Genomic DNA, 24,014 nt, shown 5'->3' on the forward strand with positions numbered 1-24,014 from the left:
ACTGTTTTTGAGGAAATTAACCAATACCAGCCTAGCATTATCAGAAGGGGGCCAAGATTGGAGGCTGAAAATGGAGACCAGCGAAACCGAGCTGATGCTGAAAGGATACGGGCTGACCACGGCGGAATTCACCTACCGGATGCCCGATTTCACCCGTGTCCTGAATACATTTGTCTGGCAGGAGTACGATCTGGCGCCGGATCATCCGCGGCTGTTCGAGTTCATCGAGTTCTGGCAGCGCGAGATTGAGGGTCCGCTGCATTCGGTGCGGTTCAACCACCGCAAGATGATCGGCCCCGGTGAATGGCGCAACGTGGTCGGGGAATTCCAGATCCACTAGGCCATCCTGTCCCGACGGCAACAGGCAGGCCCGGGAACCGCCGGGCTGTTCCTTGGCTATTGCGGGAGCCAAAGCGCGGCCTTACTCCTATGCGTGTTAAAAAGTCTGGTGCGGCACCGCAGCGCCGGACAGCGCCAAACGGTGGCGGGCAGTCGATAAACAGGCAATACGGCAGGATTTAATGCGCACATATATCTTGGGAAACCAGTTCGAGAACGCACTGGAGGCCACTCTTACCATCCGCGAGAGCCTGTATGGCCGGGACGGCGACGATACCTTTTCAATCTATCATCACGACGAAGGCGCCGGTGTGTATGCCGATCTGTCGGACCGGTTTTTCGGCGGTGCCGGCAATGACACGATCAGTTCGCTCAATTTCGATCTGACGGCGGGCAGCACGCTGCGCGACTACAGCCAGCTCAGCTTTCACGGCGGGGCCGGGTATGACACTGTGTCCTCGCAGATCGACGTGCAGATTACCGGCGGCTTCACCCTGGATCTTTCGCAGATCGAAACGAGCGTTCGGTCGGTCGAACATTGGGATTACGGCATAGATCTGGGCACCAGCACAGGCGACGGCGAATTTGTCATCCGGGCCGGGCGGCAGGACGACACGCTGGATATCCGGCAGTGGGAAGCGGCAGGGGATGCGAGTATCAAGGTTAAGACCCTGGCCGGGAACGATCATGTCAAATATTCCACCGTCGAGGATGTCAGCGATCTGCGTGTGAACACCGGCGGGGGCAATGACTATTTTGAATTCAACGGGTTCTGGAACATCACCGCTGACCTTCGCGTCTCCACTGGCAGGGGCAAGGATACGGTGGTCATCAACGGAACCACCATCGCTTATCCCGACGGTTTGACGGCGGATATCCGCACCGGTGCCGGCGCCGACACGATCGTTCTGGAAGGGATGCACTCAGAGAGCCTGAATTCGGGCGCGGGCAATGACGATATCTATATCCTGACCGGCAGCTTCAGGAATGCCGCCGACACAATCACGACCGGGGCGGGCAAGGACGAGCTGTTCATCGAATTGGACGCCTACTCCACCGTTGCGGTGCTGGATGACTTCTCGGCCGAGAACGACGTGTTTGTGTTTGACGCTGGCGAGGCCAGAGGAACCATCTCCCGCAACACCGATGTAACCTTCGACAGGACGGAGTGGCAGAACGCCAGCGAAGACCGCCTGTATATGAGCAACGCCGAGAACAAGCTGTATTATGGCGATAACGTGCTGGTGGACTTCACCACCGACGTGACATTGAGCGCTGCCAATTTCACCACCGGCGACTGGGAGTACTGAAAACCCCTCAGGCGGAGCAGCTGGCCCCCCCAAGGACGCAGAATTTGGCGCAATGGGGGTGGTTCAGCTGCACCGGGGTTTCGGCTTCGGCCAGGGTGGTGCCCAATTCGAACTCCGGCGCGTAGGGCAACAGGGTGCAGGCCAGAACGGCGGGTGTCTCTGCGCCCTTGCGCTTGACCACCATCCGCGAGGACGCGCACATTACACTGTCCGGCGATTTGTTGAGGATGCCCCAGCAGGCGCTTGTGATTTCAGGGACTTCCACACGCTCGTCCATTTCCGGAAACAGCACTGTCTGGCCCGGGTCCTGGGCGTCGATGGCGAACCCGTGCTGTTCAAACAGCGCGGCATAGCCGGCACGGGCCTCCGCCTCGCTCTCGCCCCAGACGGTGCGGCCGGCAACTGCCATCCGGAAGCCGTTTTCGCGCAGCCACTTCATGCCTTCGAGTGTCTTGGCAAAGCTGCCTGTGCCGCGTTCCTTGTCATGCAGGTCGGCACTGTGGTGGTCGACGGAGATCCGCAGGGTCAGCTTGTCCCCGAACGCCTCCCGCAGGTCCAGCAGCCCGGCTCTCACCGTTTTGCGCATCATCGGGCGCATGGCGTTGGTCAGGATCAGCACCTCGAAGCCGCGCTCCAGCGCGGAGCGGGCCATCGCGGTCATCTCCGGGTTCATGAAAGGCTCGCCGCCGGTGAACCCGATTTCGCGGACCGGCCATGCGCGCGCGGCGATCTGATCCAGATAGCTCCGCACCTCGGCCTCGGTCAGGTAGACCAGTGCATCGTTGGTGGGGGAACTCAGGATATAGCAGTTGCTGCATTCGATATTGCACAGCGTGCCGGTGTTGAACCACAGGGTTTCCGGGCGGCTGAGCGGCACAGAGGCGCGGTCCTGACCATCTGCCGTCACGTAAGCGTCTTGAAACTTGCCTAGGTTCGCGACGGGTTTTTGCAGGTCTTTCATGCAGATGTCCTCTGGGGCAGTTCCTTTCGCCGGAAGCTACCTTATACTGGGCAGGAAATGAAAGCAGCCGGGCAGGCACATGACAGGGATGTGAGCGGCGGTGTGCCGCGCTTGCCCCGGCTTAGACAGGAAGAACAATAATGGTTTCGCGTGTCATACCGGTCGATCCGTTTGACCTGGTGATTTTCGGCGGCACCGGCGATCTGGCGCAGCGCAAGATTCTGCCTGCCCTGTTCCGCCGCCATTGCGCCGGCCAGCTGCCGGGCGGCGAGCGGATTATCGGCGCCGCGCGGACCGCTATGAGCAGCGCGGACTACCGCACCGTCGTGGCAGAAGCGATCCGCGCGCATGCAGGCCCAAAAGCCTGCGGCGGCGGTGCGCTGGAGGCGTTCCTGGAGCGGATCAGCTATGTCGCGCTGGATGCCTTGGGCGAGGCGGGCTGGCAGCAGCTTTGCAGTGCGCTGGAGGGCACGGAGGAGCAGCGGATCCGGGTGTTCTATTTCTCCGTGGGGCCGGGCCTGTTCGGTCCGCTGGCGGAACGGCTGCACCGCTACGGGCTCGCCACCCCGCAGACGCGGATCGTGGTGGAGAAACCCTTTGGCCACGATTTGGCCTCCGCGCGCGAGCTGAACCGGACGCTGGCCAGCCATTTCGACGAAGGCCAGATCTACCGGATCGACCATTACCTGGGCAAGGAGACGGTGCAGAACCTGATGGCGGTCCGGTTCGGCAACATGCTGTTTGAGCCGTTGTGGAACAGCCAGTACGTGGATCACATCCAGATCACCGTGGCCGAAACCGTCGGTGTGGAGGGGCGCGAGGAGTATTACGAGCGCGCCGGCGCCATGCGCGACATGATGCAGAACCACCTGATGCAGCTTCTGTGCCTGATCGCGATGGAGCCGCCTGCGAAATTCGACCCGGACGCGGTGCGCGACGAAAAGCTCAAGGTGATCCGCGCCCTGGACCCGGTGGAGCCGCATCACATCGTGCGCGGCCAGTATCAGGCGTCGCTGGACCCGGAGGCACCGCATCCGTCCTACCGCGGGCTGGTCGGCAACCCGCGCAGCACCACTGAAAGCTATGTGGCGCTGAAGGCGCATATCAGCAATTGGCGGTGGGCCGGCACGCCGTTTTATCTGCGCACCGGCAAGCGGCTGGTGAACCGGTCCTCCGTCATCAACGTGATGTTCAAGGATGCGCCCCATTCGATTTTCGGGGCGGAGGCCGGGCGCCATGCCAACCATCTGAAGATCCGTTTGCAGCCGAACGAGGGCATCACGCTCAGCGTGACCATCAAAGAGCCGGGGCAGGGCGGGATGCGGCTGGTCGACGTGCCCCTGGACATGAGCTTTGCCGAGGCGCTGGGGCCGGAGGGCGGCGATCCGCCAGATGCCTACGAACGGCTGATTATGGATGTTGTGCGCGGCAACCAGACGTTGTTTATGAGAGGGGACGAGGTGGAGGCCGCCTGGGCCTGGACCGATCCGATAATTGAGGGCTGGAAATCCAGGGGCGATGTGCCTAAACCCTACGTTAGCGGTACCACCGGTCCGGAGGATGCCGATTTGCTTATGCGCCGCGACGGGCGTGAATGGAGGGGGATCAACCCATGAAATTCAACGAATACCCTGACCAGGACATGCTGGCGATTGAAGTCGCGAATGAAATTGCCGGAGATCTGAAAACACATCTTCTGCACCATGACACAGTCTCTTTCGCGGTTGCCGGCGGCACCACGCCCGGGCTCATCTTTGACGATCTTTGCGCCGCGGACATTGAGTGGGACCGGGTACATGTGATGGCAACGGACGAACGCTGGGTGCCGCAGGAGCATGCCCGCTCCAACGCGGCGATGATCCGGGCGCGGCTGCTGCAGAACCGGGCCGCTGCGGCGCAGTTCCTGCCGTTCCACGTGCCTGAACGGGAGCCGGAGGAGGTGCTGGCGGAGCTTGAAAGCCGGGTGGTGCCGGAACTGCCGCTGTCGGTGCTGCTGCTGGGGATGGGCGAGGACATGCACACCGCCTCGCTGTTTCCGGGGGCAGAGGGGCTGCTGGAGGCGCTGGAGCCGGATGCGCCTGCGCTTACAGTGATGCGCCCAAGCAGCCAGCCCGAAGCGCGGGTCAGCCTGACGGCGCGGGTGCTGGATGGCGCCATTGCCAAGCATCTGGTGATTTTCGGCGACGCTAAACGGCGGGCGCTTGAACAGGCGATGACGCTGCCGCCGGAAACGGCACCGGTCCAGGCTGTATTGTCCGAGGCGTCCGTGCATTGGGCACCTTGAATTCAGGAAAGTTAACTATGTTCGATGCCTTGAAGACGCTGCATGCCGAAAAATGCGGCGAAAATATTCCTGACCTGTTCGAGAAGAACCCGCAGCGCGCCAGCGCGTTCAGCGTGCGGTTCGAGACGCTGTTGTTCGACTATTCCAAGACCCGGATCACTGAAAAGGTGCGCGAGGGTCTGATTGAACTGTGCGAGGTGCAGGACGTCGCCGGGCGGCGTGCGGCGATGTTCGGCGGCGGCCTGATCAACGAGACCGAACAGCGCGCGGTGCTGCATACCGCCCTGCGCGACCCGGACGGGCCGGACCTGCTGGTTGATGGAGAGGACGTGCGCGCGCCCTTGCGGCACACGCTGGAGCGGATGGAGGATCTGGCGCGCCGGGTGCGCTCCGGCGCGCTGGCCGGGCCTGGCGGTGCCTTCACCGATGTGGTCAACATCGGCATTGGCGGCTCCGATCTGGGGCCGGTGATGGCAACGCTGGCGCTGGCGCCGTATCACGATGGCCCGCGCTGCCATTTCGTGTCCAACGTCGATGGCGCCCACATTCACGACATTCTGCAACGGCTTGATCCCAAAACAACTTTGGTGATTGTCGCCTCCAAGACATTTACCACTGTCGAAACCATGACCAACGCCGCCACGGCGCGGCGCTGGGTGGAGGCAGGCGGCGGCGCGGCGGCGCGCCAGTTTCTGGCGCTGTCGACGTCGGAGGAGGAAACCGCGGCCTTCGGCATCCCGCCGGAGCATGTGTTCGGCTTTGAAGATTGGGTCGGCGGGCGCTACTCGGTCTGGGGCCCGATCGGGCTGAGCCTGATGCTGGCGGTCGGGCCGAAGCATTTCCGGGATTTCCTGGTAGGCGGCAAGTCGATGGACGACCACTTCCGCACGGCCCCCTGGGAGCAGAACATGCCGGCGATGCTGGCGCTGACCGGGATCTGGCACCATCAGGTCTGCGGCTGCCCGACCCGCGCGGTGCTGCCCTATGACCAGCGGCTGCGGCGCCTGCCGGCCTATCTGCAGCAGCTGGAAATGGAATCGAACGGCAAGTCGGTTGCCATGGACGGCACGCCCTTGCCCTACAATTCCGGCCCGGTTGTCTGGGGCGAACCCGGCACCAACGGCCAGCACGCGTTTTACCAGCTGCTGCATCAAGGCACCACGGTTGTGCCAGCCGAGTTTCTGGTTGCCGCCAAGGGGCATGAGCCGGAGCTGGACCAGCACCACCAGCTGCTGGTGGTGAATTGCCTGGCGCAATCCGAGGCGCTGATGCGCGGCCGCAGCCTGGAAGAGGCCTGCGCGCTGATGAAGGCCGCCGGCTATGAAGGCGCAGAGCTGGACCGGCAGGCGCGGCACCGGGTGTTCCCGGGCAACCGGCCCTCCACCACGCTGATCTACCCGCAGCTGACGCCCTATGTGCTGGGCCAGATCATCGCGCTTTATGAGCACCGGGTGTTCGTCGAGGGTGTGATTCTGAGCATCAACTCCTTTGACCAGTGGGGCGTGGAGCTGGGCAAGGAACTGGCCAATTCCCTGCTGCCGCTGCTGCGCGGCGAGGGGTCTGCGGACGGCAAGGACGGATCAACCCGGGCGCTTCTAAAGTTTGTTCAGGACGCGCAGTAGGGCGCTGGACGGACCCCCGCCCGGAAGCCGGGCCAACGATCTGCCTGAGCGTCCTCAGGCAGATCCGGACCGTGCGCTTCCTTAGGGCATGGTCACGCTGCTGGTGATGGTGTTCACGAATTTTCCGGTCTCGGGATCGGTCAGCGACGAATACGTGCCGCCGCCTTTCGCATCGGCCCATGGACCGGTGCCGCCGCTCAGGGTCCAGCTTCCGGTCAGCGCGCCGGACTCATCCATGCCTTCCGCGTCCCAGTGCAGCACGACCTTTTCGCCGGCGCTGTCGGTAAAGGCGCAGATGCCGCCGCCCTCAACCTGGCCTGAGGCGATCTCAACCGCACCGTAACAGGGGCCTGCCGCGCCGTTCATCGGATGCTCGGCCTCTTCCATTTTCACGTTTTCATAGGAGCTGCTGATCTGCATCACCATATGGCCTTCGGCAATCTCACTGACGGAACTGGTCGATATGCCGGTTCCTTCACCCGGCTGATCCCAGGTTGTGCCGGCCAATGCGGCTCCGGCGCTGAATGCGCAAAACAGTGATGCGGTCAAATAATGTCGTGTCATACTGATACCCTCCCAACCAAGCCGCCTGCACATTGCAGGCAGGCGGTCCCAGTCTAGCACATTTCGCCCTGCGCCGCGCGGCAGCCATCCTGCAGGCGGTCCGCACCGGCACGCGGCCCGGTCGGGCGGAGGTAACGTTTTGAAATGTATTGGGAAGTTGGAGCGGGTAGCGGGAATCGAACCCGCGCGTTCAGCTTGGGAAGCTGACAGGCTACCATTACATCATACCCGCCTGTGGACAGCAGGATTATGCTGCAGCGCCGAGGAGGTCAAGAGCGCTGCAGCGGAATTTTCGCGTCTTTGCGGATCAGCCGCGGCGGCGGCGGCGGCGCCCTCCGGCCCCTTCGCCGTCACCGCCCCCGGTGTTGAAATTCACCTGCGGCAGCGTAACCACGGTTTCCAAAATCGGGAAGGGTTCGGCCGAGTTCGGGATCGCCGAGGCGTTCACGAAATGCTCCTGGAAGCGGGGTTCGACGGCGGTTTCGATCTTTTCGATCCGGCGCACGGTTTCCTCGATCTCGCCGCGTGCTTCGGTGTTCAGGAGCGCAATGCGGGCGCCGGTGCCTGCGGCGTTACCGGCAGAGGTCACCTTGTCCAGCTGGCAATCGGGGATCATGCCCAGCACCATCGCGTGTTTGGCAGAGATATGCGCGCCAAAGGCGCCGGCCAGCACCACGCGGTCCACCTTGTCGACGCCAAACTTGTCCATCAGGAGGCGCGCGCCGGAATAAAGCGCCGCCTTCGCCATCTGAATGGCGCGGATGTCCGGGTTGGTGACGGTGATGGTCGGGCCGCCGTCGGCGGAGCCGTCCCACAGCATATAGGCGTTGGTGCGCCCGTCCTGGATGCAGCGGGCGGAGCCGGTCTGCACAGCGGAGCCGATGAGGCCGGAGGCATCCAGCAAGCCTGCCATGCGCATTTCGGCAATCGCCTCGATGATGCCGGAGCCGCAGATGCCGGTGATGCCGGTGGTGGCAATGGACTCGGAGAATCCGTCCTCGTCCGACCAGACGTCGGAGCCGATCACCCGGAAGCGCGGTTCCTTGGTCTCCGGGTTGATCGCGACCCGTTCAATGGCGCCGGGAGCGGCGCGCTGGCCGCTGGAAATCTGCGCGCCCTCGAATGCGGGGCCGGTGGGGGAGGAGCAGGCCAGAACCTTTTCCTTGTTGCCGAGCAGGATCTCGGCGTTGGTGCCCACATCGACCACCAGCACCAGATCCTCGGATTTGTCAGGGGCTTCCGACAGCGCCACCGCGGCGGCATCGGCGCCGACGTGGCCGGCAATGCAAGGCAGCAGGTAGACACGGGCGGCAGGGTGGATGTTCAGCTCCAGCTCGGTTGCGCGCAGTGCCAGCGAATTGGAGGTCGCCAGGGCAAAGGGCGCCTGGCCCAGCTCGAACGGGTCGATGCCAAGGAACAGGTGGTGCATCACCGGGTTGCAGACAAAGACCGCGTCCACGATCAGCGCCTTGTCAATGCCCGCTTCAGTCGCGATCTGGGTGAACAGCGCACTCATGCCCTCGCGCACCGCACGGGTCATCTCCTTGTCGCCGCCCTTGTTCATCATCGAATAGGACACCCGGCTCATCAGGTCTTCGCCAAAGCGGATCTGCGGGTTCATGATGCCGGAGGAGGCCACGACCTCGCCGGTTTGCAGATCGCAGAGATGGGCGGCGATGGTGGTGGAGCCGAGGTCGACGGCCAGGCCGTAGATCGAGCCCTCGTAGAAGCCGGGCCAGATGTGCATGATCTTGGGCGGGTGGTTTGCGTCGCCCAGATGCACCGCCACGGTCACTTTCCAGCCGCCCTTGCGCAGGGCTGGCTGCAAAACGCTCAGGATATGCAGGTCCGTCTTGACGCCTTTCAAGTTCCACTGGCTGTTCAGCGCCTCGATCAGCCGCTCCATATCGCCGGTGGGCTTGTGCATGTCGGGTTCTTCCACCTCGACATAATAGAGCCGGGTGGAGGGGTTCATGGTGATCTCGCGGGCCTCGGCGCGTTTGCGCACCACCTGGCGGTGGACCTGGCTTTCCGGCGGCACGTCGATCACCACGTCGCCCTGCACGGTGGCCTGGCAGCCCAGGCGGCGGCCGTCGATCAGGCCGCGCTTGTCCTTGTAGCGCTGCTCAACCTTGTTCCATTCGCTCAGCGCGCCCTCCTGCACGGTGACGCCGTGTTTGGGGAACTCGCCATAGGAGGGGGTGATCTGGCACTTGGAACAGATGCCGCGGCCGCCGCAGACCGAGTCGAGGTCGACCCCCAGTTGCCGGGCGGCGGTGAGGATTGGCGTGCCAACGGGGAAACGCCCGCGCTTGCCGGAGGGGGTAAACACAACGAGGGGTTCGTCAGTCATGCCTGTGGCCTTCTCATTCCGCAATTTAGGCGGAGCATATGGGCTTTTGCGGCAAGCGAAAGGCAAGGGGCGGCATTTTCCCGCCTGCCGGCGGCATTTTTGTGAATTGATGACTTTGGGATGCGGATTTGCGGCGTCGTGCCGTCAGGCGGGCTGCTGCCGTTCAACCTCTTCCAGCCACGCCAGAATCTGCGCCCGGCTGCCGTCCAGCCGCGGCGCAGGGGGCCGGGTTGCAGGATCGGGCAGGCCGCTCATCTTGATCGGATTGCCAGCTGACAAATATTCGGGGCGGCCATTCTCGTCCAGCACATCCACGACCATGTTGCGGGCCAGGATCTGCGGATCCTTAAGCACCTGATCGACAGTCTGGATCGGCCCGGTGGGAATGCCAGCCCCGGTCAGCAGCGCGATCCAATGCGCTTTAGTTTCCTCCAGGGTCACCGCCTCGATCAGCCGTTTCAGCAGGCGGGCGTTGTCGCAGCGGGCGGGATTGGAGGCAAAGCGCGCGTCCCCGGCCAGCGGCAGCTGCAGCACATCGCACAGGCGGGCAAACAGCGCGTCATTGCCGGCCGCAATCACAAACAGCCCGTCGGAGGCGTGAAAGGTCTCAAACGGGGTGATCGACGGGTGGCGCGCGCCAGAGGGCTGCGGCGCTTCGCCGGTCACCGAGGTGATGGCAATGGCATGCTCCAGCAGCGCCAGCTGGCTGTCGAGCATGGCCACGTCGACGAATTTGCCTTCGCCGGTTTTCTGGACGTCCAGAAGCGCCGCAAGGATGCCGTGGCCCAGAAACATGCCGGCCACGATGTCGCCGATCGAGGCGCCGACCCGCACCGGCTCGCGGTTCTTTTCGCCGGTGATCGACATCACCCCGCCGCGGGCCTGGACCACCATGTCATAGGCCGGTTTCAGGGCATCCGGCCCGCTGTGGCCGAAGCCGGAGACGGCACCGTAGATCAGCCGGGGGTACTGCGCGTGCAGCGCGTCCCAGCCGTAGCCCAGCCGCTGCATCACCCCGGGGCGGAAGTTTTCCAGCAGCACATCGGCCTGTGCCAGCAGCCGCTCGAATATGGCGCGGTCGTCCGGGGCCTTCAGATCCAGCGCGATGCTTTCCTTGCCGTGGTTGATGGTGGCGAAATAGGCGCTTTCGCCGTCCTTGAACGGCGGGAAGGTGCGGGTGTCGTCACCGCCGCCGGGGCGCTCCACCTTGATGACCCGGGCGCCCAGATCGGACAGGATCATGGAGCAGTAGGGGCCGGCCAGCACATGGGTAAGGTCCAGGATGGTGATGTTGTCCAACGGTCGGGGCATGGGGGATCCTGTTCGCGGTTCGATGCAGCACAGTCCTAACGTTCCTGTGAAACAGAACCTTGATGCAAGTCAGGAAAAGCCGGGTTTTCTGCACTGCGGGAATTCTTGCCCTCTGCCTCTTTTCCCCCGGGCGGTTCTGTGCCATAGGGTCACCGCCAAACGGGGTTATGCATGGGGATGACAAATGCAGATTCGTGAGGCTCTCACCTTTGATGATGTTCTTCTGGTGCCGGGCGCGTCCAGCGTGCTGCCCAGCACCGCCGACACCCGCACCCGGGTGACGCGGTCGGTGTCGCTGAACATCCCGCTGCTCAGCTCGGCGATGGACACGGTGACCGAATCCCGCATGGCGATTGCGATGGCGCAGGCCGGCGGCATGGGGGTGATCCACAAGAACCTGAACACCGAAGAGCAGGCCCGCGAAGTGCGCCGGGTGAAGCGCTTTGTCTCCGGCATCGTCTATAACCCCATCACCCTGACCGCAGACCAGACGCTGGCCGACGCCAAGGCCCTGCAGGAGCGCTACCGGGTGACCGGCTTCCCGGTGGTGGACGAGGCCGGCCGCGTTGTCGGCATCGTCACCAACCGCGACATGCGCTTTGCCTCCGATGACAGCACGCCGGTTTCGGTGATGATGACCTCTGACAATCTGGCGATGCTGCAGGAGCCAGCCGATCTGGAAGAGGCCAAGTCGCTGATGAAGGCGCGCCGGATCGAAAAGCTGCTGGTCTCCGACAAGAACCGCAAGCTGACCGGTCTGCTGACCCTCAAGGACACGGAACAGGCGGTTCTGCACCCCACCGCCTGCAAGGATGAACTGGGCCGCCTGCGTGTGGCGGCGGCCAGCTCGGTTGGCGACAGCGGCTTTGAGCGCTCCGAGGCGCTGATCGACGCGGGCGTGGACATCGTCGTGGTGGACACCGCGCACGGTCATTCTGCGGGCGTGATCGACGCGGTGACACGGATCAAGGCGCAATACAGCAATGTGCAGGTGATTGCCGGCAACGTAGCCACCGCGGAAGCGACCCGCGCGCTGATTGACGCGGGCGCGGATGCGGTCAAGGTCGGCATCGGCCCGGGTTCGATCTGCACCACCCGCATGGTGGCAGGTGTCGGAGTGCCGCAGCTGACCGCGATCATGGATTGCGCAGGCGCTGCCGGCGATATTCCGGTGATTGCCGATGGCGGCATCAAGTTCTCCGGCGATTTTGCCAAGGCGATTGCGGCAGGCGCCTCCTGCGCGATGGTCGGCTCGATGATTGCGGGCACCGATGAGTCCCCAGGCGAGGTGATCCTGTATCAGGGCCGCTCGTTCAAATCCTACCGCGGCATGGGCTCGATGGGCGCAATGGCGCGCGGCTCTGCCGACCGCTATTTCCAGAAGGACGCCGCCAGCGACAAGCTGGTGCCGGAAGGGATCGAAGGCCAGGTGCCGTACAAGGGCGGTGCCGGGCCGGTGGTGCATCAGCTGGTGGGCGGCCTGCGCGCGGCGATGGGGTATACCGGCTGTGCCACCGTGGATGAGATGCGCAAGAACTGCAACTTTGTCCGCATCACCGGTGCCGGTCTGAAGGAAAGCCACGTGCATGACGTGCAGATCACCCGTGAAGCGCCGAACTACCGGGCGGGCTAAGCTGATGATGGCCGCATGTGATACCGGGGCAGGGGCATGACCCCCGCCGCCCGCCTGCAGGCGGCCATTGAAATCCTCGACCAGGTGCTGACGGGGGAGCCTGCGGAAAAGGCGCTGACCTCCTGGGGCCGGCGCAGCCGCTTTGCCGGCTCCAAGGACCGCGCCGCGGTGCGTGACCATGTGTTCACCGCGCTGCGCTGTATGCGCTCCCATGCCGCCCTGGGCGGCGCGCGCAGCGGGCGCGGGCTGATCCTTGGCGCCCTGCGCGAGGCGGGGCAGGATCCGGATGAAGTGTTTACCGGCCAGGGCCACGCCCCCGCGCCGCTGACCGGGGCGGAACGCCAGCTGCCGCCGCCGCCTGAAGGGGCTGAGGCGCTGGATATTCCCGATTGGCTGTGGCCCGCGTTCAGTGCCAGCCTTGGCGCGGAGGCGGAAGCCGCCGCGCAGGCCCTGCGCCATCGTGCGCCGGTGCATCTGCGGGTGAACACCGCCCGGGGCACCTTGCAGCAGGCGCAGCAGGCCTTGGGCGCCGAGGGTATTGCCACCCGGCCGCATCCCGCGGCTGCCGCCGCGCTGGAAGTCACCGAAGGCGCCCGCAAGCTGCGCAACGCCAAAGCCTATGCCGACGGCCTGGTGGAGCTGCAGGACGCCGCCAGCCAGGCGGTGGTCGAGCAGCTGCCGCTGACGGACGGCATGTCCGTCCTTGATTACTGTGCCGGCGGCGGCGGCAAGAGCCTTGCCATGGCGGCTCGCGCCCGGATCCGGCTGCACGCCCATGACGCCGATCCCAAGCGGATGAAGGACCTGCCGGAGCGCGCCGCGCGGGCAGGCGCCAGTGTGACGCTTCTCTCCCCCGCGGATGCTGCTCGCACGGGTCCCTTTGACCTGGTGCTGTGCGATGTGCCCTGTTCAGGGTCCGGATCCTGGCGGCGGGCGCCAGAGGGTAAATGGCGGCTGACGCCGGAGGGCTTGCGCGCCTTGCAGGAAACCCAGTCGGAAATCTTGCGCACGGCGGCCGGTCTGACGGCGCCGGGCGGCACGCTGGCCTATGCGACATGCTCCATGCTCCAAGCGGAAAACACCCAGCAAGTTCAAACCTTTATCGGAGAAAGTCCCGAGTGGTCCCTGGCGGCGGAGCAAAGCTGGCAGGTGCAGGACGGCACCGATGGGTTCTATGTTGCCGTGTTGACGCGCGCAAAGGCTGGTTGATAGGGTCGCGGCCGGGAAACCCTTTGTTTTTCTTAACGTGGTTTTAACCAAAGCCGCCGCGTTATGGCGTCACCAAGCACTGACCATGGATGGAGCCGTAATGTCCGGTCGCCAAGACACTTCCGTTCCGGAACTGCGCGTTTACGCGCCTGAGCATGCCCGGCTGGCCGCCACGCTGCTGCTGGCCGTGATGCTGATGTCCGGCCCCTGGCTGTTTGCGCTGCCCGACTGGATGAGCCGCGGCTTCGTCATGGTGGGGCTGACACTGGCGGCGGTGGCGGGCCTCATGGCGGTGCAGAGCCGGATGCGGCTGAACGCGCGGGCGATGGCGGCGGAGCTGCTGACCGGCTTTATCGAAAAAGATGCCACTCCCAGCTTTGTCACCGATGACGACGGGGTGATCCATGCCTGCAACGGCGCCGCGGTAAAGCGGTTCCAGGACGGCAGCCGGGACACCCTGCCGGGCACATTGCGGTCGATCCTGGCGAACCCGTCTGCCGTGCTCTACCGGCTGCAGAGCCGCGCCCGTGTCGATGGCGCCGCGCGGGAAGATATCGTGACCCGGCGCGGCCATGTCCGGCTGGCGGTACACCAGATGACTGGCGGCAGTTTCCTGTGGCGGGGTGGGGATATTCTGGAGCGCGGCGGCAACGGCCGCGGCGCGGAGTCGATACCGGTGCCGATGATCACCGTTGGCCGCACCGGCGCAGTCCTGTTCATGAACGAGGCAGCCCGCAGCCTGATCGGCGAACGGGTGAAGTCGACTGACCGCCTGTTCCCGGCGCTGCCGGTTCTGCCGGGGCGGATCAACACGCTCAGCACCAAAAACGGCCCGGTGCAGGTTCTGGTCAGCGAAAACAACCGCAACCAGGGCCGCAGCGAATTGTTTATGATGGAAGTGGACGAAAGCGGGCTGGACGCGGCGCAGGCCGGGCTGGAGGCCTTGCCGGTTCCGTTCCTCAAGGTGGCGCCCACCGGCGAGATCCTGACCACCAACCGGATGGCGCTGCGCCTGCTGGGGGTGGAGAGCTGCGCCAATCTGAAACTCGGCCAGCTGATGGAAGGCCTTGGCCGACCCATGTCCGACTGGCTGCGCGACACCGCTGACGGGCTGGCGCCGAACAAATCCGAATTTCTGCGCCTGTCCCGCTCGGACAAGGAGGTCTTTGTCCAGGTCACCCTGACCCGCGTGGTCGAAGAGGGCACCCCGGTGCTGATTGCGGTGCTGAACGACGCGACCGAGCTGAAGACGCTGGAAGCGCAGTTCGTGCAAAGCCAGAAGATGCAGGCGATCGGCCAGCTGGCAGGCGGGGTGGCACATGACTTCAACAACCTGCTGACGGCGATTTCCGGCCACTGCGACCTGCTGCTGCTGCGCCACGATCAGGGCGATCAGGACTATGGCGATCTGATCCAGATCCATGAGAATGCCAACCGCGCGGCCTCGCTGGTCAGCCAGCTGCTGGCGTTCTCGCGCAAGCAGACGCTGCAGCCGGAGATCCTGGATGTGCGCGACACGCTGTCGGATCTGACCCATCTGCTGAACCGCCTGGTCGGCGAAAAGGTCACCCTGACCCTCAGCCACGATCCGGTGATGAAATCCATCCGCGCCGACAAGCGGCAGCTGGAACAGGTGCTGATGAACCTGGTGGTGAACGCGCGCGATGCGATGCCGCAGGGCGGCGAGATCCGGGTGGAGACCGAGGTTCTGTCGCTGGACAAGCCGCTGGAGCGGGACCGCGCCACCATGCCCGCCGGCGATTGGGTGACCGTGAAGGTCTCCGACGAGGGTGTCGGGATTGCGCCAGACAAGCTGCAAAAGGTGTTCGAACCCTTCTACACCACCAAGCGCACGGGCGAGGGCACCGGTCTGGGCCTGTCCACGGCCTATGGCATCATCAAGCAGACCGGCGGCTATATCTTCGTCGACTCGGTTCAGGGTCACGGCACCCAGTTCACCCTGTTCTTCCCGGTCTTCAAGCAGCAGGCGGATGCGCTGGCCGTGGAAAAGCCTGCGGTGGCGGAAGACAAGACCGCGGCCAACCAGCATGGCGAGGGCGTGGTGCTGCTGGTCGAGGACGAGGCGCCGGTGCGGGCCTTTGCCTCGCGTGCGCTGCGGATGCGCGGCTATACCGTGCTGGAGGCGGAATCGGCCGAGGATGCGCTGCGCACGCTGGAAGATCCCGGCCTGACAGTGGATGTCTTTGTCACCGACGTGGTGATGCCCGGTATGGATGGTCCCAGCTGGGTGCGTGAAGCGCTGAAGGAGCGGCCCGATACCCGTGTGGTATTCGTCTCTGGCTATGCCGAAGGCGCCTTTGGCGAGGCGCAGCCGGAGGTGCCGAACTCGGTGTTCCTGCCCAAGCCCTTCTCGCTGAACCAGCTGACCGAGACGGTGCACGCCCAGCTGCATTGAGCCCCGGGCGGCAGCTTCAAAGAACCAAGCCGCCGGACCCGGCGGCTTTGCCGTGTCAGCGGACCGGGATCGACTGGTACAGCTCGAACTCAGCCGCCCGTTTGCGCCGCAGGCGGGCCCCGGCCTCCGGGCTGAGCGGCAGATCCGCTGCCGGGCTGACGTTCTTGCGCTCCAGATGCAGTTCCGTGTCCAGGCGCTGTTCGAGAAATGTTTTCAGCGCGTTCCGGTCCTCATAGCGGAACAGATGGCTGACCTTGCAGCCGTTCGGCTGCGCTTCCAGAAACTTTGCCTGGCTGCCGACATTGGCATAGGCGGGCGGCTTGCCCTTGCAGCAGGCGTTCAGAAAATCTTCGAAACTGATGTCCTTGGTGGAATTGGGCTGGCCGTCCAGCGCAGGCCGCTGGCGGTAGCGGTACCAGCTGCCCAGCCAGTTGACCGGCTCCCGCATCACCGCGGCAACCTCCAGCTCCGCCCCGCAGACCTTTTCATACATCGGCCGGATCCAGCGGTTATAGCGGTAAAGCGGCGCGTGCTTCAGCTCCGGCGGGTCGGAGATCACCAGATCTGCCCGGTCGCGCAACGCCGCCTGAAAGGCGGTGGTGCCGGTCTTGGGAACGGACAGAAGCGCCAGCCGTTCCTTGAAAAATATCATCATTCCGTTAACTGCCCGGTAAAATTTATTGCTCTGCCTTAACCATAAATCTTTCTTTAACACCCCGGCCCTGAACTGGGTACATCAGTTTTCCTGTTGCAATGTTCTCTTTTTGATCTCATAAGGAACAAGAGGTGAACAAAGCAGTGATTGCCGCACGCCCCGGTGTGTGACAGATAGAAAGGGACAAGGGACTATGGCGGATCTTTTGACCATGAAAAATAAAATTAGCGGTGACAAGCAAAAGGCGCTCGACAGCGCGCTTGCCCAGATTGAGCGGCAGTTCGGCAAGGGCTCCATCATGAAGCTCGGCGATGGCACGGCCCTGCAGGAGATCGAGGCCAGCTCGACCGGCTCCCTGGGGTTGGACATCGCGCTGGGGATCGGCGGCCTGCCGATGGGCCGGATCATTGAAATCTACGGCCCCGAAAGCTCGGGCAAGACCACGCTGACGCTGCACTGCATTGCAGAACAGCAGAAGAAAGGCGGCGTCTGTGCCTTTGTCGACGCGGAACATGCGCTGGACCCGCAGTATGCGGCCAAGCTGGGCGTCGATCTGGATGAGCTGCTGATCTCCCAGCCCGACACCGGTGAACAGGCGCTGGAAATCACCGATACGCTGGTGCGCTCCGGCGCGGTCAACATGGTGATCGTCGACTCGGTGGCGGCACTGACCCCGAAGTCGGAGCTTGAGGGCGACATGGGCGACAGCAGCGTCGGCGTGCAGGCCCGCCTGATGAGCCAGGCGATGCGCAAGCTGACCGGCTCCATCAGCCGCTCCAAATGCATGGTGATCTTCATCAACCAGATCCGGATGAAGATCGGCGTGATGTTCGGCAGCCCGGAAACCACCACCGGCGGCAACGCGCTGAAATTCTATTCCTCCGTCCGTCTGGACATCCGCCGCATCGGCGCGATCAAGGACCGGGACGAGGTGGTCGGCAACTCCACCCGTGTCAAGGTCGTCAAGAACAAGGTGGCGCCGCCGTTCAAGCAGGTGGAATTCGACATCATGTACGGCGAGGGCATCTCCAAGATGGGCGAGCTGCTGGACCTGGGCGTGGCGGCCGGTGTCGTCAACAAGTCCGGCGCCTGGTTCTCCTACGGGGATGAGCGCATCGGGCAGGGGCGCGAGAACGCGAAGGTGTTCCTGCGCGAAAACCCCGCCATTGCCTATGACATCGAGGACAAGATCCGCGCCTCGCACGGGCTGGAATTCGAACGCCCGGATCTGGACGGCGCCGACGATATCCTTGAGGCCTAAGCGCCGGATAATCTGATCAAATCTGAGGATCACGGGGGCGCGGCGCAGGCTGCGCCCTTTTTCATCGGTGCCGCCGCTTCCCGCTGTAGACAGTGCCCCGGCAGGCGGGTAAACCTGCCCGGAACGCTTGTTTTTAAGCCCGCAAGAGATCCCGCATATGCCGACGCTCAACGATATCCGCTCTACCTTCCTGACCTACTTTGCCAAACAGGGGCACGAGGTTGTCGACTCCAGCCCGCTGGTGCCGCGCAACGACCCCACGTTGATGTTCACCAACTCCGGCATGGTGCAGTTCAAAAACTGCTTCACCGGGGTGGAAACCCGCGAGTACAAGCGCGCGACGTCGTCGCAGAAATGCGTCCGGGCCGGCGGCAAGCACAACGACCTCGACAACGTGGGCTATACCGCGCGCCACCACACGTTTTTTGAGATGCTCGGCAACTTCTCCTTTGGCGACTACTTCAAGGAAGAGGCGATCCCCTTTGCCTGGGAGCTGATCACCAAGGAATTCGATATTCCGAAGGACCGGCTCTACACCACCGTCTATCACACCGATGACGAAGCCTTTGAGATCTGGAAGAAAATGGGCGTGCCGGAGGAGCGGATCATCCGCATCGCGACCTCCGACAACTTCTGGCAGATGGGCGACACCGGCCCCTGCGGCCCCTGCACCGAGATCTTCTATGACCACGGCGACCACATCTGGGGCGGCCCTCCGGGCTCGCCGGAGGAAGACGGCGACCGCTTCATCGAGATCTGGAACCTCGTCTTCATGCAGAACGAGAGGTTCGCGGACGGCACGATGGTCGATCTGGACATGCAGTCCATCGACACCGGCATGGGGCTGGAGCGGATTGCGGCGCTGCTGCAGGGCACCCACGACAACTATGAAACCGATCTGTTCAAGGCCCTGATCGAGGCGTCCGCGAACGTCACGAACACCGACCCGTTCGGCGATCAGAATGTGCATCACCGGGTGATCGCCGATCACCTGCGGTCGTGTTCCTTCCTGATCGCCGAGGGCGTGCTGCCCTCGAACGAAGGCCGCGGCTATGTTCTGCGCCGGATCATGCGCCGCGCGATGCGCCATGCCTCGCTGCTGGGCGCCACCGATCCGGTGATGCACAAGCTGGTGCCGTCGCTGGTGCAGAAGATGGGCGCCGCCTATCCGGAGCTTGGCCAGGGCCAGGCGCTGATCGAAGAGACCTTCGAGCAGGAGGAAACCCGTTTCCTGCGCACGCTGGACCGCGGCCTGAAACTGCTGGATGAAGCCTCTGCCGATCTGAGCAAGGGCGACGTCTTGCCGGGCGAGACAGCGTTCAAACTCTATGACACTTACGGCTTCCCGCTCGACCTGACCCAGGACGCCCTGCGCGCCAAGGAGATCGAGGTCGACACAGACGGCTTTGACGCCGCGATGAAGGCGCAGAAGGAGCAATCCCGCGCTGGCGGCATCGGGCTGGGCGAAGCGGCGGATGTGAAGGTCTACTTCGATATTGTCGACGCGGCCGGCACCACCGACTTCCTGGGCTATGAGACTGAAAAGGCCGAGGGCCAGATCGTCGCCATCGTCAAGGACGGGGCGCAGCTGCAATCCGCTGCCAAGGGCGACACGGTTCAGATCATCCTGAACCAGACGCCGTTTTATGGCGAAAGCGGCGGCCAGGTGGGCGACAGCGGTGTGCTGACCGTTGAGGGCGGCGCGGCCCGCATCACGGACACCAAGAAGGTGGAGGGTCTATTCCTGCACATTGCCGAAGTGACCGAGGGCAAGGTTGCCGTCGGGCAGGGCGCGGCGATGGAAGTGGACCACGACCGCCGCAGCAAGATCCGGGCCAACCACTCGGCCACTCACCTGCTGCACGAGGCGCTGCGCAACGCGCTGGGGGATCATGTAGCGCAGAAGGGGTCGCTTAATGCGGCGGACCGGCTGCGGTTCGACTTCAGCCACAACAAGGCGATGAACGCGGAGGAACTGGCCAAGGTCGGCGCGGAGGTGAATGATTTCATCCGCCAGAACACGCCGGTCTCCACCCGGATCATGACCCCGGATGATGCGCGCGAGCTGGGCGCTCAGGCGCTGTTCGGCGAGAAATACGGTGACGAGGTCCGCGTTGTCTCCATGGGCCGCGCAGCCACAGGCAAGGGCCATGACGGCGACACCTATTCGATCGAGCTGTGCGGCGGCACCCATGTGAAGCAGACCGGCGACATCGGCACCTTTGTCATTCTGGGCGACAGCGCGTCCTCTGCCGGCGTGCGCCGGATCGAGGCGCTGACCGGTGCGGCGGCGGTGGAGCATCTGGAGCGCGAAGCGGGCCGGATGTCTGAGGTTGCAGCGGCCCTGAAGGCGCAGCCTGCGGAGGTTCTGGACCGTCTCAAGGCGATGATGGATGAGCGCAAAGCGCTGCAGAACGAGATTTCCAACCTCAAGCAGCAGATCGCCATGGGCGGCGGCTCCGGCGGCGGCGCCGAGGCCAAGGACGTGAATGGCAAGAAGTTCCTGGCCCAGGCGCTCAAGGGCGTGTCCGGCAAGGACCTGCGCGGCCTGATCGACAAGCACAAGCAGAACATCGGCTCCGGCGTGATCCTGCTGATCGCCGAAGAAGACGGCAAGGTGGCCGTGGCCGCTGGCGTGACCGACGATCTGACCGGTGAAGTCTCTGCCGTGGACGTGCTGAAGGCCGCGGTTCCGGCCGTGGGCGGCAAGGGCGGCGGCGGCCGTCCGGATATGGCCCAGGGCGGCGGCAAGGACTTCTCCGGTGCCGAGGAGGCGATCAAGGCCGCGGAGGCCGTGCTGGCGGGCTGACCATTTGGTCAAAAAACACTTGGTCTTTCCGGCGAACGGCCTAAGCTGCCGGAAAGATCATCAACCTGGGAGGCTCCGATGCCCGCGCTTTGGATTGCACATGTGACTGTCACCGACGCCGATGCCTATGGCAAATATGCCGAACTGGCAGGCCCGGCCATCGCCAAGCATGGCGGCGAGTTCATTGCCCGCGGCGGCCGCTTCGTGCAGCTGGAGGGCAAGGAGCGCCCGCGCAACGTCGTTGCCAAATTTCCCAGCGTTGAAGCGGCGGTCGACTGCTATCAAAGTGCCGAATACCAGGAGGCGCTGGATCATGCGCGCGGTGCTTCGGAGCGCGAGCTGATGGTGGTGGAAACCTCCGAGTAATGGTCACCGCCTTTGCGGAGATGCTGAAATGCCATGCGGCCCCGGGCCGGGTGGCATGGATTGGGCTGCGTCCCGGGCGGCGGGAAGACGTTCAGATGCCCGGCAGCGCCGAAGTGTCCCCGGATGGCTTGGCCGGCGATCATGCCAAGGCTGGTAAACGCGCCGTGACCCTGATCCAGGCGGAACATTTGCCGGTTATCGCGGCCCTTGCCGGCATGGACGTGGTGAAGCCGGAGCAGTTGCGGCGAAACCTTGTGATTTCAGGCATCAACCTTGCAGCGCTGCGCAAAGCGGCACTGCGGGTTGGCAATGCGGTGCTGCAGGTCACCGGGCCTTGTCCGCCATGTTCGAGGATGGAGGAAGTGCTGGGCCGCGGCGGATACAACGCGATGCGCGGGCATGGCGGCTGGTACGCAGAAGTGCTGCAACCGGGCAGGGCCGTCTTGGGCGACAGCGTTACGCTTCTGGCAGACGCAGAATGAAAAACGGCGGCAGATCTCTCTGCCGCCGTTTTCATGTTCGTCAGGCGCTTGCCTTGGCCATCCGCTTGCGTTCATGCGGGTCCAGGTAGCGCTTGCGCAGGCGCACGCTGTTCGGCGTCACCTCGACCAACTCATCGTCGTTGATGTACGCGATGGCCTCTTCAAGCGACAGCGTCATCGGAGTGGTCAGGCGGACCGCGTCGTCGGTGCCAGAGGCCCGCACGTTGGTCAGTTTCTTGCCTTTCAGCGGGTTCACTTCCAGGTCGTTGTCGCGCGAATGCTCACCGATGATCATGCCGGTGTAGATGTCTGCCTGGGCGCCGATCATCATCTTGCCGCGCTCTTCCAGGTTCCACAGCGCGTACGCCACCGACTGGCCGTTCTCCATCGAGATCAGCACGCCGGCGCGGCGGCCCGGGATGGCGCCCTTGTGCGGTGCCCAGCCGTGGAACACGCGGTTCAGCACGCCGGTGCCGCGGGTGTCGGTCAGGAACTCGCCGTGATAGCCGATGAGGCCGCGCGAGGGGACATGGGCGATGATGCGGGTCTTGCCTGCGCCTGCGGGCTTCATCTCGACCAGTTCACCCTTGCGGGCGCCGGTCAGCTTTTCGATCACCGCGCCGGAGTATTCGTCGTCCACGTCAATGGTGGCTTCCTCGATCGGCTCCATGCGGACGCCGTCGACTTCCTTCATGATCACCTGCGGGCGGGAGATCGACAGCTCGAAGCCTTCGCGGCGCATGTTCTCGATCAGAACGCCCATCTGCAGTTCGCCGCGGCCGGAAACCTCGAACGCCTCACCGCCGGGGGTGTCCTGGATCTTGATGGCGACGTTGCTTTCGGCCTCTTTCATCAGGCGGTCGCGGATGACGCGGGACTGCACCTTCTTGCCGTCGCGGCCCGCCAGCGGGCTGTCGTTGATGCCGAAGGTCACGGTGATGGTCGGCGGGTCGATCGGCTGCGCATCCAGCGGTTCATCCACGGCGAGTGCGCAGATGGTGTCTGCCACGGTGGCCTTGGACATGCCGGCGATGGAGACGATGTCGCCTGCCTGGGCTTCTTCGATGTCCTGCTGGGCCAGGCCGCGGAAGGCCTGAATTCGGGTCACGCGGAACTGTTCGATCTTCTGGCCGATGCGGGAAATCGCCTGCACGGTGGCGCCGACCTTGAGCTTGCCGGACTCAACCCGGCCGGTCAGCAGGCGGCCTACGAAGGGGTCGCTGCCCAGGGTGGTGGCCAGCATCCGGAAATCTTCGTCCTGGCGCTTGATCTGCTTGGGTTCCGGAACGTGGTTCACGATGAGGTTGAACAGCGCGTGCAGGTCCTTGCGCGGGCCGTCCAGTTCTGCATCGGCCCAGCCGGAGCGGCCGGAAGCATACATATGCGGGAAGTCCAGCTGGTCCTCGGTCGCGTCGAGCGAGGCAAACAGGTCAAAGCATTCGTCCAGCGCGCGGTCAGGCTCGGCGTCGGGCTTGTCGACCTTGTTCAGCACCACGATCGGGCGCAGGCCCAGGGCCAGCGCCTTGGAGGTCACGAATTTGGTCTGCGGCATCGGGCCTTCGGCGGCGTCCACCAGCAGCACCACGCCGTCGACCATCGACAGGATGCGCTCCACCTCGCCGCCGAAATCGGCGTGGCCGGGGGTGTCGACGATGTTGATGCGGGTGCCGTTCCACTCGACCGAGGTCGGTTTGGCAAAAATGGTGATGCCGCGCTCGCGCTCCAGATCGTTGCTGTCCATGGCGCGTTCCGCCACAGCTTGATTTTCGCGGAAGGCGCCGGACTGTTTCAGCAGCTCGTCGACCAGGGTGGTTTTGCCGTGGTCAACGTGAGCAATGATTGCGATGTTGCGCATATCCATGACGTTCGCCTTTGTAAGGAAGTTGGGCCGCGCATAGCCCGAACCCCGCGCAAAGGCCAGAGGAAAACAGCTATCCGGCGCCTTCTATAGCGGATCAGTGGCCGGAGGACTTGGAAAACAGGTGGATGACGATGATGCCGGACATGATCAGCAGCATGCCGATCACCGCAGGCAGATCCAGTTTCTGGCCGAAGACGACGAAGGCGATCACCGCAATCAGCAGGATGCCGAGACCGGACCAGATGGCATAGACGACGCCCACCGGCATGAATTTGAGCGTCAGCCCCATCATGTAGAAGGAAAAGGCATAAGCCACCAGAACGATCAGCGACGGCCCCAGCCGGGAGAACTGCTGGCTGGCCTGCAGCGCCGTGGTGCCGATGGTTTCCGCCGCTACGGCGATGATCAGGTAGAAATAGTGTACCGGCATTTCCGCCTCCGTTCTGCGCGCTCGCCCCCGCGGCGGCGGGCCTGTTTCCCCGCTACCGCATCCGCCGCGTTCAAGGAAGTCCCGATGCGTCGCCGGCTGCCGCTTTTCCGCCTGCTAAGGCGGTGAACAGGGGACTGTGCGCAGAAAC

Annotated in this window: 19 protein-coding genes and 1 tRNA gene; 12 read left to right on the top strand and 8 right to left on the bottom strand. The window is 64.0% G+C overall.

The features are described from left to right. Positions 1 to 70 precede the first annotated feature (70 nt). Together PHA8399_RS14500 and PHA8399_RS14505 are read left to right on the top strand one after the other, a co-directional pair. Positions 71 to 340, top strand: a complete 270-nt coding sequence (locus tag PHA8399_RS14500) for an usg protein (protein WP_058286835.1) — start codon at positions 71 to 73, stop codon at positions 338 to 340. 181 nt (positions 341 to 521) lie between these two features. After that, positions 522 to 1,649 carry a hypothetical protein gene (locus tag PHA8399_RS14505; RefSeq protein ID WP_058286836.1) on the top strand — a complete coding sequence of 376 codons (1,128 nt, stop codon included), beginning with the start codon at positions 522 to 524 and terminating at the stop codon, positions 1,647 to 1,649. Between the two features lie 7 nt (positions 1,650 to 1,656). Here PHA8399_RS14505 and PHA8399_RS14510 read toward each other — a convergent pair whose 3' ends face one another. Next, complete coding sequence (locus PHA8399_RS14510; protein ID WP_058286837.1) at positions 1,657 to 2,610, bottom strand: radical SAM protein; 954 nt, start codon at positions 2,608 to 2,610, stop codon at positions 1,657 to 1,659. Positions 2,611 to 2,750: 140 nt separating this feature from the next. Here PHA8399_RS14510 and zwf point away from each other — a divergent pair, with 140 nt between their 5' ends. Genes zwf through pgi form a run of 3 tightly spaced genes read left to right on the top strand, consistent with a single transcriptional unit; the run spans position 2,751 to position 6,516 of the window. Then, positions 2,751 to 4,226, top strand: a complete 1,476-nt coding sequence (gene zwf, locus PHA8399_RS14515; protein ID WP_058286838.1) for a glucose-6-phosphate dehydrogenase — start codon at positions 2,751 to 2,753, stop codon at positions 4,224 to 4,226. Then, positions 4,223 to 4,894, top strand: a complete 672-nt coding sequence (pgl, locus tag PHA8399_RS14520; protein ID WP_058286839.1) for a 6-phosphogluconolactonase — start codon at positions 4,223 to 4,225, stop codon at positions 4,892 to 4,894. The genes zwf and pgl overlap by 4 nt, the downstream gene beginning before the upstream one ends. A 17-nt stretch (positions 4,895 to 4,911) precedes the next feature. After that, on the top strand, positions 4,912 to 6,516 hold the full coding sequence (gene pgi / locus PHA8399_RS14525; RefSeq protein ID WP_058286840.1) for a glucose-6-phosphate isomerase: 1,605 nt from the start codon (positions 4,912 to 4,914) through the stop codon (positions 6,514 to 6,516). Positions 6,517 to 6,597: 81 nt separating this feature from the next. Here the strand turns inward: pgi and PHA8399_RS14530 are convergent, their stop codons facing one another. The 4 genes from PHA8399_RS14530 to PHA8399_RS14545 all read right to left on the bottom strand — a co-directional run bounded on the left by PHA8399_RS14530 (position 6,598) and on the right by PHA8399_RS14545 (position 10,744). Beyond that, positions 6,598 to 7,023 (bottom strand): hypothetical protein, encoded by a 426-nt coding sequence (locus tag PHA8399_RS14530; RefSeq protein WP_244270231.1) that lies wholly within the window; start codon positions 7,021 to 7,023, stop codon positions 6,598 to 6,600. 215 nt (positions 7,024 to 7,238) lie between these two features. Then, a tRNA-Gly gene (locus PHA8399_RS14535) sits at positions 7,239 to 7,312 on the bottom strand. A gap of 75 nt (positions 7,313 to 7,387) precedes the next feature. Further along, a complete protein-coding gene (locus PHA8399_RS14540) occupies positions 7,388 to 9,433 on the bottom strand; it encodes an ASKHA domain-containing protein (protein WP_058286842.1) in 2,046 nt (681 codons plus the stop codon). A 144-nt stretch (positions 9,434 to 9,577) separates the two neighbouring features. Next, the gene (locus PHA8399_RS14545; protein ID WP_058286843.1) at positions 9,578 to 10,744 is read right to left on the bottom strand and encodes a CaiB/BaiF CoA transferase family protein; all 1,167 of its coding nucleotides are present in this window, start codon (positions 10,742 to 10,744) and stop codon (positions 9,578 to 9,580) included. A gap of 184 nt (positions 10,745 to 10,928) precedes the next feature. On the opposite strand from PHA8399_RS14545, the gene guaB reads away from it, so the two are divergent. From guaB to PHA8399_RS14560, 3 genes are all read left to right on the top strand, one after another. Then, on the top strand, positions 10,929 to 12,377 hold the full coding sequence (gene guaB, locus PHA8399_RS14550; RefSeq protein ID WP_058286844.1) for an IMP dehydrogenase: 1,449 nt from the start codon (positions 10,929 to 10,931) through the stop codon (positions 12,375 to 12,377). 36 nt (positions 12,378 to 12,413) lie between these two features. Beyond that, positions 12,414 to 13,586, top strand: coding sequence for an RsmB/NOP family class I SAM-dependent RNA methyltransferase (locus PHA8399_RS14555; RefSeq protein ID WP_058286845.1), 1,173 nt, complete (start codon positions 12,414 to 12,416; stop codon positions 13,584 to 13,586). Between the two features lie 100 nt (positions 13,587 to 13,686). Continuing rightward, complete coding sequence (locus tag PHA8399_RS14560) at positions 13,687 to 16,002, top strand: ATP-binding response regulator (protein WP_058286846.1); 2,316 nt, start codon at positions 13,687 to 13,689, stop codon at positions 16,000 to 16,002. Between the two features lie 55 nt (positions 16,003 to 16,057). Here the strand turns inward: PHA8399_RS14560 and PHA8399_RS14565 are convergent, their stop codons facing one another. Next, positions 16,058 to 16,657 carry a hypothetical protein gene (locus PHA8399_RS14565; RefSeq protein ID WP_058286847.1) on the bottom strand — a complete coding sequence of 200 codons (600 nt, stop codon included), beginning with the start codon at positions 16,655 to 16,657 and terminating at the stop codon, positions 16,058 to 16,060. A 193-nt stretch (positions 16,658 to 16,850) separates the two neighbouring features. Between PHA8399_RS14565 and recA the strand changes: the two genes are divergently transcribed. From recA to PHA8399_RS14585, 4 genes are all read left to right on the top strand, one after another. Continuing rightward, complete coding sequence (gene recA / locus PHA8399_RS14570) at positions 16,851 to 17,918, top strand: recombinase RecA (protein ID WP_058286848.1); 1,068 nt, start codon at positions 16,851 to 16,853, stop codon at positions 17,916 to 17,918. Between the two features lie 157 nt (positions 17,919 to 18,075). Next, entirely contained in the window at positions 18,076 to 20,727 is a 2,652-nt protein-coding gene (gene alaS, locus PHA8399_RS14575; protein ID WP_058286849.1) for an alanine--tRNA ligase, read from the top strand. A 78-nt stretch (positions 20,728 to 20,805) separates the two neighbouring features. Beyond that, positions 20,806 to 21,093: a DUF1330 domain-containing protein gene (locus PHA8399_RS14580; RefSeq protein ID WP_058286850.1), complete on the top strand. Its 288-nt coding sequence runs from the start codon at positions 20,806 to 20,808 to the stop codon at positions 21,091 to 21,093. After that, on the top strand, positions 21,093 to 21,575 hold the full coding sequence (locus PHA8399_RS14585; RefSeq protein WP_058286851.1) for an MOSC domain-containing protein: 483 nt from the start codon (positions 21,093 to 21,095) through the stop codon (positions 21,573 to 21,575). Before PHA8399_RS14580 ends, PHA8399_RS14585 begins: the two co-directional genes overlap by 1 nt. 40 nt (positions 21,576 to 21,615) lie before the next feature. Here PHA8399_RS14585 and typA read toward each other — a convergent pair whose 3' ends face one another. Together typA and PHA8399_RS14595 are read right to left on the bottom strand one after the other, a co-directional pair. Further along, positions 21,616 to 23,436 carry a translational GTPase TypA gene (gene typA, locus PHA8399_RS14590; RefSeq protein WP_058286852.1) on the bottom strand — a complete coding sequence of 607 codons (1,821 nt, stop codon included), beginning with the start codon at positions 23,434 to 23,436 and terminating at the stop codon, positions 21,616 to 21,618. Between the two features lie 94 nt (positions 23,437 to 23,530). Beyond that, on the bottom strand, positions 23,531 to 23,866 hold the full coding sequence (locus tag PHA8399_RS14595) for a DMT family transporter (protein WP_058286853.1): 336 nt from the start codon (positions 23,864 to 23,866) through the stop codon (positions 23,531 to 23,533). Between the last annotated feature and the right edge of the window lie 148 nt (positions 23,867 to 24,014).

The organism is Leisingera aquaemixtae, assembly GCF_001458395.1.
Lineage (GTDB): Bacteria > Pseudomonadota > Alphaproteobacteria > Rhodobacterales > Rhodobacteraceae > Leisingera > Leisingera aquaemixtae.